Annotated in this window: 12 protein-coding genes and 1 CRISPR repeat array; of the genes, 1 reads left to right on the plus strand and 11 read right to left on the minus strand. The window is 60.4% G+C overall.

What is annotated here, in order from left to right; genetic code table 11:
• Positions 1-52 precede the first annotated feature (52 nt).
• Positions 53-757: direct repeats of the CRISPR family, unit length 36 nt; unit sequence GTTTCCGTCCCCTCGCGGGGAATAGGGGCGATCAAC.
• A gap of 86 nt (positions 758-843) precedes the next feature.
• The 11 genes from cas2 to U5709_RS01575 form a co-directional block, all read right to left on the minus strand.
• Positions 844-1203, minus strand: coding sequence for a CRISPR-associated endonuclease Cas2 (cas2, locus tag U5709_RS01525; RefSeq protein WP_321970911.1), 360 nt, complete (start codon positions 1201-1203; stop codon positions 844-846).
• Complete coding sequence (gene cas1 / locus U5709_RS01530; protein WP_321972610.1) at positions 1200-2219, minus strand: CRISPR-associated endonuclease Cas1; 1020 nt, start codon at positions 2217-2219, stop codon at positions 1200-1202. The genes cas2 and cas1 overlap by 4 nt, the downstream gene beginning before the upstream one ends.
• Positions 2220-2221: 2 nt before the next feature.
• Entirely contained in the window at positions 2222-3511 is a 1290-nt protein-coding gene (gene csm6 / locus U5709_RS01535) for a type III-A CRISPR-associated CARF protein Csm6 (RefSeq protein ID WP_321972611.1), read from the minus strand.
• Positions 3512-4921, minus strand: coding sequence for a type III-A CRISPR-associated RAMP protein Csm5 (gene csm5, locus U5709_RS01540; RefSeq protein ID WP_321972612.1), 1410 nt, complete (start codon positions 4919-4921; stop codon positions 3512-3514).
• A 2-nt stretch (positions 4922-4923) separates the two neighbouring features.
• Positions 4924-5841, minus strand: a complete 918-nt coding sequence (gene csm4 / locus U5709_RS01545; protein ID WP_321970915.1) for a type III-A CRISPR-associated RAMP protein Csm4 — start codon at positions 5839-5841, stop codon at positions 4924-4926.
• A 3-nt stretch (positions 5842-5844) separates the two neighbouring features.
• Entirely contained in the window at positions 5845-6498 is a 654-nt protein-coding gene (gene csm3, locus U5709_RS01550) for a type III-A CRISPR-associated RAMP protein Csm3 (RefSeq protein WP_321970916.1), read from the minus strand.
• Positions 6499-6500: 2 nt separating this feature from the next.
• Positions 6501-6935: a type III-A CRISPR-associated protein Csm2 gene (gene csm2, locus U5709_RS01555; RefSeq protein ID WP_321972613.1), complete on the minus strand. Its 435-nt coding sequence runs from the start codon at positions 6933-6935 to the stop codon at positions 6501-6503.
• Positions 6935-9226 (minus strand): type III-A CRISPR-associated protein Cas10/Csm1, encoded by a 2292-nt coding sequence (cas10, locus tag U5709_RS01560; protein ID WP_321970918.1) that lies wholly within the window; start codon positions 9224-9226, stop codon positions 6935-6937. The genes csm2 and cas10 overlap by 1 nt, the downstream gene beginning before the upstream one ends.
• The gene (cas6, locus tag U5709_RS01565) at positions 9219-10025 is read right to left on the minus strand and encodes a CRISPR-associated endoribonuclease Cas6 (protein WP_321972614.1); all 807 of its coding nucleotides are present in this window, start codon (positions 10023-10025) and stop codon (positions 9219-9221) included. The genes cas10 and cas6 overlap by 8 nt, the downstream gene beginning before the upstream one ends.
• 322 nt (positions 10026-10347) lie before the next feature.
• The gene (locus U5709_RS01570; protein WP_321970920.1) at positions 10348-11085 is read right to left on the minus strand and encodes a DUF4230 domain-containing protein; all 738 of its coding nucleotides are present in this window, start codon (positions 11083-11085) and stop codon (positions 10348-10350) included.
• A gap of 53 nt (positions 11086-11138) precedes the next feature.
• Complete coding sequence (locus U5709_RS01575) at positions 11139-12308, minus strand: hypothetical protein (RefSeq protein WP_321970921.1); 1170 nt, start codon at positions 12306-12308, stop codon at positions 11139-11141.
• Positions 12309-12470: 162 nt separating this feature from the next.
• Between U5709_RS01575 and U5709_RS01580 the strand changes: the two genes are divergently transcribed.
• Complete coding sequence (locus U5709_RS01580) at positions 12471-14582, plus strand: InlB B-repeat-containing protein (protein ID WP_321972615.1); 2112 nt, start codon at positions 12471-12473, stop codon at positions 14580-14582.
• Positions 14583-14701 lie beyond the last annotated feature (119 nt).

Below are 14701 nucleotides of genomic sequence, written 5' to 3' on the forward strand. Positions count from 1 at the left end.
TAGGGGCGATCAACGTGACCGGGGAGGTCTGGGATGACGTTCGACTCAGCAAGTTTCCGTCCCCTCGCGGGGAATAGGGGCGATCAACCGGCCCTCGTCACGGCCTTCTGTATGACGCGCTCGGTTTCCGTCCCCTCGCGGGGAATAGGGGCGATCAACCGATCACCCTCGCATACGAGGCGATCAGGAGCATGTTTCCGTCCCCTCGCGGGGAATAGGGGCGATCAACCTACGAGGCGGACGACTTCAACCTCGACATGGGCAAGTTTCCGTCCCCTCGCGGGGAATAGGGGCGATCAACACATCCGCAAGAGGGGATTCGGCATCGCCAACGAGAACGTGTTTCCGTCCCCTCGCGGGGAATAGGGGCGATCAACTCATGAAGACGGATGGGATCCGTTACTTTGTCTGCAAGTTTCCGTCCCCTCGCGGGGAATAGGGGCGATCAACCAGCTGGCTCGCCGTCGGAGACTTTCACGGTCCTCTAAGTTTCCGTCCCCTCGCGGGGAATAGGGGCGATCAACACATACCAGGTTTTCAGCACCCCGCGCGTTCGACTCAGCAAGTTTCCGTCCCCTCGCGGGGAATAGGGGCGATCAACTTCGAACCAGAGGTTGAGAAGCATCACAAGATTGGCGAGAGTTTCCGTCCCCTCGCGGGGAATAGGGGCGATCAACTTGAATCGAACGATAGGAAACCTCTACAGGCGAGCTATTCGAGCGTTTCCGTCCCCTCGCGGGGAATAGGGGCGATCAACGGTATGGACACTGCGCTAGTTTAGCTGCAATAATAATAAAATTTATCCATATCAGCTGTATTTGCACCCATGGGTTAAGTATACCGTCAGATAAACAGGTTCTCGCTCAGATCGATGCTCTCGTATCCGCAGTCGCCAAATATCACCGCATCGCAAGAGCTCGATACCCTGTAAACCCTTACCCTATCGTTTGCATCGAAATAGCGCTCAGAGCGCATGAGCTTTTCGATGCCGATCACAAGAGCCTTGTAGTCGGACATTTTCAAGTGCCCTTCAAACACGGAGTTCTGGATCCGATAGCCATAGCGCTTCAAATGTTTTACGAGGAGCGTGTATTTCTTGCGATCCGACACGTCGAACATCACGAGCACATAAAACTTGTTCTCGGCAGGCGACACCCCAGCGACCTTGCCGAACGAGCGTTCTGTTTTAGCAAGCTCCGTCATTGCTCAACCGACCATACAAACGGCTGGTAAAGCGATGCATCCGCAGAATCGATCGCGGCAATGACCGTGCAGAGCTTCTTGTCGAGCGCCGCCTGGAAGCCATACTGGTAGCCGTCGCCGTATGCCTGGCAGTACCGGGCCTTGTCTGCCAAAGCCGAAGAGAGTAGGTTAGTCAGCTTCTCCATAACAGGCCGCGGCAAGTAGACCGCCCCGGTAGCCGCAACCGTAAAATCAGCGGGGCTTACCTCGCCCGAGCCGGCAAGCCCGAGCACAATCTTGTCGACCAAAAGTGCTCGATAATCCTCGATGAGGTCGGACGCCAAGGTTGCGTGGCCGCGCTTCATTTTGTGCATGAAGCCAAAATACGGATGGAGCCCGTGGCGCTCGATGGCGCCGATTATGCTGCGGTGGAGAAAACTGTAGCCATACGACAGCATCGCGTTAACGGGGTCCTTCGGCGGCCGGGTCTTGCGTCCGCCAAAGGAGAATTCCGTTCCATGCAGTAATTTTGCGTAGCACTGGAAGTAGCACTTCGCGGCATTGCCCTCGAACCCTAGCACCTCGTCCACCGTGGAAGCCTGCCGCACATAGTGCTCCGAATGGCGTAAGCCGCCGAGCTCGTCCTCAGAGAAAACGTAGAGGTCGCCCACGGACGCAAGAAACTGCAGGCTGTTGTTGATTTTTGCCTCCACCACGGTCTTCGCCCAGTTCAGGCAAAACTCGTCATTGCATGTGAGCAGGGCTTGTTGGCGCTGTCGATGCGGATCGACGTGATCCAAACAAGAGGTCATGCCACAGTAATGCCCGTCCTCGGTGAAATAAGCGATGGGCACGTTGGCCGAGAGGCACTCGCGCACAAGCTGCGTCGTTATCTGCGAGCCCCCGAGCACGTTTACGCTCTCGACGTTGCAGAAAGGAAATCTGCGCTCGGGTTTATCGCCGCCGGGCTTCACGACCAGTTGGCCCTGCGAAAACCCGAGCTTCGCGCCGTTTTCCATTAAGTAGACGTGAGCCACGGCTATGCCCTTGCGCCGTTCAGGCTTGCATCGATGGCATCCGCGATCCGCTCATACAGGCCGGGATTTGCCGAACCGTGCAGCTCGAACAGGAGAGCCATTGTTCTATCAAGAGGGGTACCGCATTGCTTCTCTATCGAGCTTCGCGACGAAACGCGGAGAGTATGGGCCAACGAATTCCGCGCCGCGAACTCAACGTCACGCAATTGCTCTAGTTTCCGAACAGCAACGTCATCCTTGCAATACGCTTTCACGAGGCTCATGAATGCAACATTGTTGATATACGAGGGCGCTTTTTTATCAAGATAGGCAATGTTCAAAGTGTCGGACAGCTTCTTGTCTTCGCGAATGGCATCTATGTTGTACGCGTACACCTCGTCGCTGCCTCTGCGCTTTTTCACCATGTAACGTTTGTCGGGCAGATATGGCTGCAAGTACTTCCTCATGAGCTCCGTGAGTGCAGGCGACAGCGCGCGCACAAACTCCGCGTAGTGGCCCTGCTTCAGACGGGCTTCCATCACGTAGAGGTACTCGAGCAGCAGGTCATTGGACTTGTAGCTCAGCTCGGTTCCCCCGAAAACCTTGGCGGACAAGTTGCCGTCGAGGTTCAGGCGTGCTGCGGCCGCGGCAACCATTTGCTTCGTCTTATCGCTTGCGCTGGTCATCTTTTGAACCAGCTCGTTGGCCGCCTCGAATTCATAGCTGTGGCACAGCGAGCTCACGTTCTCGCGCAGAAGGCGCTCAGCAAAGTTCGGCGTCTGCACGGTTGAGACTCTGTTGGTCGAGCCGTCCGCAGAATCGCAATCGAGGTCCCACAGCGACTCCAGGTCGTAGTTGTCGGGGTCTTCCCTGTCGTCTTTCTCGTTCGTGTCGTTGCGAGGGGTCGTCACCTGCAGCAGCTCGATATCCAAGCGACCAAAAGACCCCAGCGCGACCAGAGCCTGCGCCATCCCAGCGGTGCCGGAGCTCGTATTCACCAGGACGCGCTCTCCACTAGCCACAAGGTCCCTCAGGATGTCCTCGAACTCGTCCATGAACAGGTCGAAGCGATGCACCTCCTGGTTATCCGACTCGATGAGATGGATCTCGGGCACGGCGAGGCCTTCGCTCGACGAAAGCAACTCGATCGCACGCGTGTAGCGCTGGTCCCTCTCCTGGTAGCCGGCCATTTTCGGGGACAGGAACAGCACGACCTTCTCCGGTCGCCTCATCCGCACTATGTGCAGCATCGGCCCGTCGCCGAGGATGGTGATGGGGTCGGCGGTACCGACGGGAGAAAACAGGGTCGTCACTTATACCTCCTTGATGCGCAGTGTGCACTTGCCCATGGGATATTTCTTATTGCCGACGATGCAGTACTTCATGGTATGAGGCGCAACACCCAGCTGCTCGTCTTGCCAGTGGCGGTGGTCGTCCTTTGCCTTGGCCAGGCGCCCGTTTTTCTTGAACCGCGCGCTAAAGGGTCTGGGCTGGAACCCCGCCTGCTCGACCTCTCTCCACAGGGCTTCGTGCCTCGACCGGTCGATCCTGGAGGGGAACTGTTTGTAGAGGATTCGCGATACGGCGTGCAGCCTCTCGTCCTCGGTTCCAAACAGGGCGCTCACCACGGTTTTGTTCATAAAGTCGACGCCGCCGCCCAGATAGCAGACAACTTCCGCAGATGCCGATTGCTTGCCCGCATACTCCTGGTGCGTCCTGCAGTACCCCGTGCCGTCGATGGCCTGGTTGCGGCAACGCCTGCCGGCGAGCGGGCCGGACTGCACGACATATTGGCAGAGGCCGTCGGAAGCCACAGGGGACGCCTTGGAGTCGCTCTCTTCCAGTTGGTTGAAGTGGCTGAGAAAGCTCTCGGAGTAGAAGTCGAACGCCCTCTGCAGCACAGAGCTGATGCCCTGTGCGTCGAGCGTGATGCCGTCGAGGTAGCCGTCTATGCGATCGTCGACCGTGATTTCGACCAAGACCTTAGTGCCGGGGCGCAGGCACTCGCGGTAGACATCGAGCCCGTTGCCCTCACGTCGCGTAAGCCGACCCATATCACGCTTATGGTCGACGAGATCGTCCTTTGAGAAAAGGTCGTACTTCTTCGCGAACACCAGGTCGGCGGTCAAGAGGGGCTCGGAGTCCGCAACCGACACGTACTTCATGATGTCGTTTGCAATGTTCGGGTCGTCCTTGCTGGGACGCTCCTTGAAGAACGCGCGCTTCATGATGCTCGCGTCCGGCCTGCGGATGCTCCTCGGGCTCTGCTCGATCACGGGGTCGTAGAGCGCGCGATAGCTTCTGTCGTCTAGCAGCATGTTCAGCAGGATGGCGGTACGCAGCATTCCCTTCACGCTCGAGCCGGGCACGTAGGGGTTGCCGTACGGGTCCTTAACGAACTCCCATACGTCGTGGCGATGCCCGGAGCCTCCCGGCGCTTGGGCCAAGGGAGAGTCGACCTTGTACGCGACGGATTTCTCAGCGAGTTTCCGCATGTCGGGGTTTCCCTGCAGGAAGTCCTGCAACTCGTCCCTGCCGTTCCCAAGGAATTCACAATACCTGTCAATCTGACGGGCATCGAGCAGCGATGTGAACTTGCGCGTATCTAGGACGACGATGTCGTTGCCGCTCGCGTAGTAGTCCTTCTTGCCATAGCGGTTGCCGTTACCGATGTGCACGGGGCCTGCGGTTTCGAACTCGAGGCGGTAGTGACGGACAGCCATGACTACACCTCCATCCACATCGCGCGGGCATAGCGGTATACCGGATGCGAGCCGGGCGTCGCATTGACGTCGAACACGTCGCCATCGAAGCCGTGGGGAAACACCGAACCCGGGGTGAACGCCCACATGTCGCGCTTCTTCCTGAAGCTATCGGCATGAGTTGTGGACTGGACGAAACCACCCTTGCGGGCCAGGTGATACTTGGCGCCGTCAACCAGCTCGTCGGTGAGCTCGCGTTCCTTGGGGCAGCTCGACGAGAGGAGCATCGCCCTTCCCGAAGGAGCGTCTGCGAACCGAAAGCCCCCGGCATTCTCCACGCGAGCCGAGAAGCGCCCGTAACCGCTCGTCCTCTTGCCGCCGATACCCGAGTAACCGAGTTGCTCGAACAGCGGGGCTGCGTCGTAGACGCCGCGGACCACGAAGTAGATGCCACAGCCGGGGTTGAATGAGAAGGCCCCGACGTGGTACGGCTCGGCGTCGTCGCTTGTCTCCCTGGTGAGGTTCACCTTCGTGCGCGCGAAGGATGTGCCGAGCTCGAATCGCTCAAGGGCGCCAATGAAGTCGAAATCGCCAGACAGGAAGTCATTCAGGGCGGAGAGCGGGATGTACTTAAGCTTCTTGTTGGCCTTGCGCTCGCGCGAGTCGGATGCCGTGGCCTGCTTTGCGTCAGAGCGGACGTTGCTCACCATAGGCTTAGGGACATATAGCTCCTCGCCAATGTAGGGGAACGCGTCGCTCAGCAGAAGATCGCCGACCTTGGCAGCATGCAGCAGCTCGTCGGCGCAGCCCGCTCGCATCGCCTCGACGTACAGGGCGCTGAACAAGGTCGCGGCATCGCAAGTGTACGTACCGTCGCTCAGGCGCCGCGAGCCGAAGTGCACGGGACCGGCGAACGACAGCTTTATGATTCGCTCGGCCATGGCCTACCTCAGCTCCGGGACCGGGAAATCTGCGTCGCCCGTCACAACGGCGGCGGCCACGTCGGTGAAGCAGACGCGTCCGTTGCCGCGTGTGCCGCCACCGCCGAGGTAATCGTTCTCGAGCAGGTTCATGGCAGTCGCGATGTTCTTAAAGTCTTCAGCGACCTCGTCGGGGTTCTCGACGTTGTAAATAATCTCGAAGCCGAACTTTGCCCCGCGCACGACGCGCTCGATTTGGCGCGGGTTAGGAATCGAGGTCAGACGGTCGATGGTGTTCTCGAACTTGTTCTCAAAAATCTGGGGCAGGTCGTCCTTGTTCCGCATGAAGCAATCGCTGAACTGCAGGCGCGACATCTGCATGCCAGCGCCCGCAGCGTCGCTGCCCTTCTGGCTGGAGCCGAAGAGACGCTTGATCTCCCGGCAGTCGTTCTCGAAACCCCCTCTACCCCCAGCCGGTACGGTGCCCATCTCGCGCGCCAACAGGGCGCGCATCTTTCCCTTGAGCGTGGAGCCGGGGATTACGGGGTCACGCGTGAGCGGGTCGCGGACGACGGGCGAGTCGATGGCGCCGATTGCGCTGAAGGAGTCGTCGCCGCCGATGTGGAGGCCGGTCTTCACTTCGATGGTGCCCTGGATCTTAATCTTCGTGTATGCCATGACTACTCCCTGCCTCCGTACTCCCTGCCACCGTAGAACTTAAAGTACGCGACCAAGCTCTCCGCATAGCGGCAGTACAGGATGAACTGATCGTATGTTTTCACGTCGTCGAGCGCATTCATGAGGCCCGTAGAGCTGAGGAAGTCCTTGACCGCCTTCTCGCGGCCCGCCTCATAGGCCATCTTCACCTTGATGTACTGGAGATCGCCCATGTTGGCCTCGAGGTCCTCGGGCTTGTTGACGCGCGTGTACACGTTGGTGATGAGGCCGTAGATGCCGCGGAGCTTCGACATAGACAGGCTTTTAAACCACGAGTCCTGCCCTCCGTTCTTCGCGCTCGAGACTATCACCTCGGCAGCTTGCACGTAGTTTCCCCCGCTGATTGCGGTCTTGGGGGCAAGATGCAGCGTCACGCTACTGTTCACCATGCTCTTCATCACCTTTCCCTAATGCCGTACACGTGCCACTCAAGCGCCGCGATAAGGCATCGGCGCTGCTTTTCGTCGGCCGCCCATGCGTAGAACTTGCTGCAGAGGGCGTCCCTGTTCTGCTTGTCGTTCTCAAAGCTACGCGCGAGCAGGTAGGCAAGCCGAGGAGCCGAGACCACCTGGTCGTAGTTACGCAGCAACGAAACCATCTTGTACACGAAAGCCTTGCCCCTGTCTTGGGCTTGGAAAACCTCGGACACCTCACGCATGCGCGGCTCGATGACGTCCGCCAGGTCGGCCCAGCTGAACACAGAATCGGCACGCCAGAGCGCGACCGCGTCCTTTAGGCGCACGTTGCCCTGCCCGTCCGTCTCGGCATGCATCTTCGCCGCGTCCTCGAGCTCGCCCGTTTCCGCGGCCATGCGCGCGATGGGGTACTTTTCGTCGAACATGCCGATTCCCGCGCTGATGGTCAGCGAGTCGTTGTCCGTGAACTCGCGCAGGGCCTTGCGAATGTCCAGTGCGGCGTACAGGATGTCGCTCCAGTTACCCACGATGAACAGGTCGTCGCCGCCCGAGTAGATGACCTGCGCCCTGTAATTCCCCGCGGCCAGGATGTCGTTGATCTTGTGCTTGAAGAAGTAGCTCAGGGCACGGCTGAGCGTTGCCGTGCGGCTGATGGAGGCCTTATCGGCCGGGATGCCGCTCGCAAAAGCCGCGCCGAGGTTGTCAACGTCGGCTCGGAGCACGCCCAGGCGCTTGATGCCGCACCCCTCCTCCAAGGTCTCGCCTTGCTCGGCGTAGGAGGAGAAGCCCTTCCCCTGCATGTCGGCTGTGTAGTCGCCTAGCCAGATATGGGTGGACAGGCTCAGGCCCGCATCCCACGAGTTCTTGGTGTACAGGCGCTTAACCTCGGGGCTCTTCTTGAGGTATGTGTCGCGGTCGTACAGGACCAGCGTCCTGCCAAAAGGCAACGCGAGCTGTGCGGCGTTTGATGCCGCCCCCTCGGGCCGCTCGTCGAACACGGCGAACACGTCCTTGCGGACGAGTTCGGCCGAGATGTCGTGAAGTGACTTGCACGTTGCGCACATCTCGCCGTCTTTGACCAGGGTGCCCGACCGGTGGCACTCGCGGCACTCTCTGCCCGTGTCGAGAAGTGCTCCCCCAAAATTCAGCTGCCTAATATCGGCCGCAGCGTACCTGGCGGCCTTGGCATCAGAGAGCTTCGCGGAAAGCCCCGTAAACAGACGCGAGAAGCGCTGCTTGTCGGCACCTTCGTTCGCAAGGTCATTCGCGCTGCACGGCATGCTGGCAAACGCAACGAAAAGCTCCGTACCGTGCTCGTCGATGAACCAGCGTTTCAGCCCTTCCTGGAACTTCTGCAGCGCCTCAAGCGTGCGCCGCGTGTTGGGGAGCAGCAGATACGCATGGCCCCCGCCGATGTAGAGGGCGTTCGCCCTGCACAGGTCGAGCCGCTCCAGCAGCTCGTCGACGACGTGCTCCATCATGAGCTCCAGGTAGAGGCTGCGCGCGCGGAGCTGCTTCAGAGCGCCCGAGCCGCTGATGTTGTAAATGAAGTCCTGGATGCCGCTCATGTCGCACGTCGTGAGCAGGAACAGCTCCTCGTCGTAATACGGCTTCGAAGCGCTGCCGCCAAAGAGCGCGGCCCGGTAATCGCTCACGCCCTTCTCCTCGAAGCTGTCGTAGATGCAAGCGGCGAGCCCGGCCGTCGTCTTGGCGTGGTCGTACAGCGAGACGTCGACCAGCTCTGAGATGTTCGTCGACGACGGGACGTCGCTTGTCGTCGCCTCGAGGACGTTGAGGAGTGAGTTTACCTCCTGCTGGGCGATCTGGATGCCTGAGAGGTGCTTCTTCAGCAGCTCGCGGATCTCGTTGTAGTCGCGATGCGGAATCTCGGCGTCACCGTGGCGCCCGTTGAGAATGTTGAAGATCTTCCGCAAGTTGACGTTACGGTCGAAGCGCGCAGCGGCGTCCTCATCGCCCTCGTTTTTCCTGTCCATGCCAGCGGAGATGTTGTCGGCAAAGTACGTTATGTAGGCGAGTGAATCGGCACCTAGGGACGCCGAGGAGGCCATTTCCCTCGCATGGTGATAGCGAATCTGTTCGACGACCGCCTTGCCCTCGGGCGTCTCGAAGGCATCGTTAAGCGCGGCCACCTCCCTACCCACAAACTCCGCGCCAAGGCGCGAGTGGGTACCCTGGGCCGACATGCCGCGGTATACGACCTTGCCGACGTCGTGCAGGAGCGACCCGAAATATAGAACCGTCTTGTTATCCAACAGACCCTCCTAGCTTTGTCGTCCCCCGCCTTTGCCCGGTCGGCAACAGGCGCATGCCTCCCATGCCCATAGCCGTTTTGATGCCCACACCGGCCACCTCGCCGAACGAGAGCAGCATGGACACAAGCCCCCGCAGCGACTGCGGGCCCGAGATATGAATCGTCATGGTTCCCTCGAAGGCGGGGATCTTGTCCCGCGCCCCCATCGTGCGGGGGAAATAGTGGGAGCGCAGGTTATACGAGGTAATGGACGTGTGCTCGGCTATATACGAGATCGTCTCGGGATCCGCCTCGCCTTCGCCAGAATAGACCTGGTTGTATCGCATGAGCAGGTTCTGGAAGATTAGGCGCACATCGGGCATGATGACGTAGCGATTCTTGCTCTTGAAAGCCGTCGGCGTGACGAGTTGCACGCGAAACGAAGAGTCTTCGCCGCCCTCAAGCTTCCCGAGCAGGCAAGACAGACTCTCGGTTTCGCATACCTGCTTCGAGACCGTAAATACAGTATCGAGGTTCCGCAGCCTAAAGCCCTCGATTCTTCTTGCCGGTACGATCAAGCGCAGGGACGCCTCGTCGTTGAGGGTGCTCACGCGCCAGACGATGCCGCCGTCGACGTCTTTGTAGCAGTACTGGCTATACGGATTGAACCCCGTCTCGTGCATGTGTGCGGCATACGCTGCGTCCGCGTTATCCAAAAGAACGCTTTGCAGCATGGGACCCAAAGAGCATGCGTCCAGCCTTCTCACGTCGAAATCCTTCGGCGGTTCAAGGTGGAGCGACAACGTGGATATATGCTCCATAAGACCTCCAGTTCGCAGGGCCTCAACCGGGCCCACGGCGCACCGAAAGCCATAGCTGACAGGAAATGAACTTTCTTGCAAATCGCCGGCACACTACAGAGCGGAATGCTTGTTTTATGGTAACACTCAGCCAGCGTGAGGCAGCAGGAAGCGACCTCGCGCTTGGGCCGCTAAATTCAACTTATGGGGAGCGCGTACGGCCCCATCGTTCAACGCTTGAACAACATTCAATGACGACGGTCGAGCGTCGATCAGGATGGGATACAAATAACCGCCCCGGGTTCAACCAGGGCGGTTCGTGTGCATCTGAGCAAGGATGCTGCTACTGAGCGCCCGCCGTCTGAGCCTCCATGCCATAGGTGCTCTCGGACTCGCCGGTGCGAGTGAAACTCACCTTAACGTTGGCACCACAAAGGCTCTTGACCCTGCTCGCGAGCAGCTCTTCCACGTGGGCATCCGCAGTCTCCAGATAGCCGCTGGCCCTCAGCTTGGCAACCTGTTCCTCCTGTGCCTGCTTCCTCAAGTTAGTCACGTCATCAGCTGTCACCGGATTTATGTTCAGCGCGCCGTTCTGCTCGACGTACTTCTTGACAGTCGCCTCATCAAGGGACACGTCGCCAACATAGCAATAGGGAACGCTGAGCTTCACCTCAGTGGGCTTATCGTCCAAGTCCCTTGTTACCTCTGGCTCAACCTGACTGAGGTCACACAAAATGGGGATCGATCCATCGATTGTGGCGATGTACAGCTTTGACGTGATCGGGTTATTCCAATTGAACGGGTTTCCGGAATCCGACAGATAAAGGATCTGAGTGAAGTTGTACTCAGACGGCTGGAGGATCTCCGTGTTGCGGACCTCCTCACGTATCGAGTCATTACCGATGACCGTGTGGTCCGCAGTAAGCCAGTTATAAAATCGGAGACCGCCGAAAATAACGCCGGCCGTAGCAAGCGCCGTAATGAATACCACAAACGGCATACCCAAAGCGGTCAGCTTGCGACACACCACTCCCTTGGTGGCAAAATAGCGCCCCGTGCTATTTCTCTCTTCTTCACTCATATGTTCCTCCTAAAAATTGGTTGCGCACCGTTCCGCACTCCCGGCACCCATCGCTACTCCCCGTCCTCCGGCAACAGATAGATGTTCTCACCATCGGTCAGAAGCTGGCTGGAATCGTTGTAGATCGAGCAGACCGTCAGGGCGTTCTCGCGGAAGGGCTCCACGTCAGGGGACTTGGCCTGGTGGAGCTTTTTGAGCAGGCGGCTGTTCTCGGCCCTGTTAAAGTCCCCAAGAGCCTCAGCACCATCATCGAGCGCCTCGTCGATTAGGGTGGCGTCGCCAAGGGGCGTTGACTTTATGGCGCCGCTGAGAAGCTTGCCGGCCTTCGAAAGGCCGCCCAGCACATTGGCGTCAACAGAACCCTTGGCGCCTTCCTCGAGCGCGTTGTAGCAGCGCGTGTAAAGCTCTCGGTACTCGATGGACATCGCCTCGATGTTGCCCGCCACGCCCTCGAGCTTCTCACGGCTGAAGTTCTCGGAAAGCATCGGGTCCATGAACGAAGAAAACGCGTAGGTGTAACAGGCGAGCTGATAGTCCTTCAGGCTGTCCAGCACGCCATCCAGGCGCGCCTCGACCATGCTGCGCAGCTCAACCGGAGCCTTGTCGGCGAGCTTCTTCCTGACCTGGCCGCGGTAGAAGTCCATGTTGGCGCGGGATTCCCTTAGGATGTTCAGCACGTCGTTGCGCGCGCTATCCAGATAGCGCTGGTTATCCCAGTTCTGCGCGTAGTCGTTGATGTAGCCGGAGAGGGTCTTCAGGTTGGCGCGCATCTTGGATTTGTCGCGCTGCTTCATGTAGTCGAACATGTCGTCGACGGTCCTCTGGATGTCGTCGAGCTTCTGGTTGATCTCGGCCATGGCGACGGCGATGGCCAGCGTCATCGGGTCGACGGGGACGGTGGTCGTGACGGTTGCGACCTGGGGGCCCGCCTTGACGAGGGTGGCCTGGTGGAGGCCCTTGTCGTAGTAGCTGCCGAAGTGGGTGCCGGCGAGCGCGCCGCTCTTGCGCATGAAGAGGCTCGAGATATCTATGGGCCTGTTGGACGCGTCGAGCGCCCTCAGCAGCGTGCCGCCGCCGTCGACCGTGGTGGTCTTCGTGACGGTCCTGAACGTCTCGGGGACGCTCGCGAGGCCCGCGCCCAGCGTTGCGATCTGCCCGAAGGACACCTTCCTGGCGCGCGAGAGGTCAACACGGTCCTCCACCGGCGCGAGGTTCATGCTCATGCCAGCAAGCTCCTGTCGCACGAGCTCCCTGCGCTCGTCGCCACGTTCCTGCTGGCACTCATCATTCCGACGGCAGCGCTTGCCGGCGTAGAGGGAACCTCGAATAACGCCGGCGCTAGATCTTGCCTCGTAACGATAGACGGCCAGGGCGGCACCGACGGCATGGCCACCGTATGCAAGGGCGATACCTCGCTCACGATCCTTGTTGCGCCGACGCGTGCGAACAATGTGCTGGAGGGCTATTACGACGCGTCCCCCCTCACAGCACTTAAAGCGGCAAAAATCGCGGAAGCCGACGGGACCCTGCTGCCCTCGTGCAGCTATATCACCGACGCTGACGGCAAGTGGGCCCAAGGCGGCATGGAAAGCGTCTCGCTGTACGCGAACTGGATCCCGAACTCCTACGATTTGAAGTTCGACTCGAACAAGCCCGCGGACGCCAGCACCGCAATGGCGGGCAGCACCGAAACCATGGCCGACCTCAAGCACGGCAACTGGTTCGAGACGCCTACCTGCGGATATTCGCTGCCCGGATACGAGTTTGTCGCGTGGAACACCAAGGCCGACGGCACCGGCACGCGCATCGAGGCGGGTGCCCCGGTGAGCGACCTCGAGGAAAGCAGCCCCGGCGTCGCGACGCTGTATGCCACCTGGAAACCTCTCGAGTACACGGTGACGTTTGTTGGCGGCGAGGCCGGCGGCAGTTCGTACACGCAAAAGATGACGTTTGACGAGCCGGCGACCCTCACCGCGTCGACGTTCATGGCGCCCGCTGGCAAGACGTTCCTTGGCTGGACGAACGACCTAGCGATTCCCAACATGTGGCGAGACGGCGCGATGGTGACCAACCTGTGCACGCTTAGCGCGGACGGCAAGCCCACGGGCGACAGCCTCACGGCCATGTGGGCCGGCCTGGGCCACGTGAGCATTGTGGTCACGCGAAACGGCGTGCCGGCATCGGGGCTTGCCAACGACTTGATGCTCTCTGACAGTGAGGGCATCTTCGGCTACTTCGACGAAGATGCGCAGACGCCCGGTGTGTACACCGTGAGCGATATTCCCTCGGGTGTATACGACGTCTCGCTTGTGGGGTTCGACACCACGGGCAAGACCATCGATGTGGAAAGCGACGGCACCGGTATTGCATGGCTCGAATACTGCGACGTGCAGGTCGTGGGCGACGAGCACTGCGAGTCTGCGTTTACGAGCAGTAGCGGCTCGACCGCGGTACTCACAGACGTGCCCGTGGGCTCAACGCGCGACATAGCGGTCTCCAAGCACGACACCGGGTATCACTTCTCGAAATACACCGCCACGGGCACCGACCCAACCTGGCAAGGCGGCGACGCCGCGCTGGGCTCGCAGGCCATCACGGTAAACGGGAAGACGTCCATTACCGCGCACAGCGCCGCGAACCTCTACACAGTCACGTTCGACCCCAACGGCGGCACCGGAACCATGGCGGCGCAGGAGTTCACCTACGACTCGCCGCAGAAGCTTTCTCCAAACACACTCACGAAGGCCGGCGCGAAGTTCAAGTGCTGGACGCTTGCCCGCGACGGGAGCGATGAGGAATTCACCGACGCGCAGGAGGCTATTAATCTAAGCAGCGAAGAAGACGGCGAAGTGACCCTTTACGCGCAGTGGGAGGATCTCTCCTACAGCGTCACCTTCGACTCCGCCGGTGGCACGGACGTGCGCGGGAAGACGGGCCTGGGACCCGACGCGAGGGTGCTCGAGGGCGTCGAGGCGCCCACCCGCGCGGGCTACAGGTTCCTCGGCTGGAAGTGCGGCGACGTGGACGTGACCGCCGACATGACCCTCGCGCAGCTCTCGCCCAACGACACGAACGTCAAGCTAACCGCGCAGTGGGAGGCGCTCTCCTACAGCGTCACCTTCGCCGAGACCGGCGACTCGGTCATCGCAGCCAAGACGGGTCTGAGCTCCGACTCCAAGGTGCTCGAGGGCGTCGAGGCGCCGACCCGCGCGGGCTACAGGTTCCTCGGCTGGAAGTGCGGCGACACGGACGTGACCGCCGAGGCCACCTGCGCCGAGCTCTCGCCCAACGACGCGGACATCGTGCTCGTCGCCCAGTGGGAGAAGGTCGTCGCACCCGTGCCCGCCGGCGGCGACGACAAGAAAGCGGAGCCCAGCAAGAAGAAGCCCTCCGTCCCCGCCACGGGCGAGGCCGACGTGACCACGACGACCGCCGCGGCACTGCTCGCCGGCGGCTCGGCCCTCGCAGGCGCGAAGGCGATCAGGCGCCGCAGGTAGGGCAACACAAATCACGGCAACGCAAAGGCCGCTTGGAGGGCGCCCCCGTGGGCGCCCTTCGCGATGTTAGGGGCATTCGGTTGGCGGCTCTGTTGCGGGTTGTCCGGCCAGCAATTGGT

Origin of the sequence: Paratractidigestivibacter sp. (genome assembly GCF_963660155.1) — a bacterium.
Classification (GTDB): Bacteria; Actinomycetota; Coriobacteriia; order Coriobacteriales; family Atopobiaceae; genus Paratractidigestivibacter.